The 496-nt window shown below is 64.3% G+C and carries 1 protein-coding gene; it reads left to right on the top strand.

The genetic code is table 11. The annotated features are described in order from the left end of the window. The coding region (locus PY650_RS36725) for an ISAs1 family transposase (protein ID WP_285885019.1) at nt 1–496 on the top strand (496 nt) is incomplete at both ends.

Genomic DNA, 496 nt, shown 5'->3' with positions numbered 1-496 from the left:
CACTGATCACGGCCGATGCGATCCATTGCAACCGGGACACCGGCCAGGCGGTGCTCGATCGCGGTGGCGACTACCTGTTTGCCCTCAAGAGCAACAGGCCGACGACGCTGCGTGATGTCGAAGACTACTTTGCCGATCCCGACGCCGACATCACTGAGACCCTGACGACGACCGATGCCGACCATGGGCGCGTCGAGATCCGGCATCATGCGGTCATTCATGCGGTGGACTGGCTGTTTGCCGGCAAGCCCGACCGCGATCATCCCGCCATGCCGGGGCTTTCGACCATCGGCCGCGTCGAGGCCGAGGTGACGCGCGAGGGCCGCACCTCCAGATCGGTTCGATACTATCTCTCCTCGGCACGGCTTTCGGCGCAAGCCTTCGCCCGTGCCGTGCGCGCCCACTGGGCCATTGAAAACGGCCTGCACTGGGTGCTCGACATGGCCTTCGACGAGGATCGCGCAAGAGCCAGAAAGGATCATGCCGCCGAAAACCT

Origin of the sequence: Martinezella calliandrae (assembly GCF_030272695.1) — a bacterium.
In the GTDB taxonomy this organism is placed as follows: Bacteria; Pseudomonadota; Alphaproteobacteria; order Rhizobiales; family Rhizobiaceae; genus Rhizobium; species Rhizobium calliandrae.
This window is presented reverse-complemented; position numbering and strand designations above follow the sequence as displayed.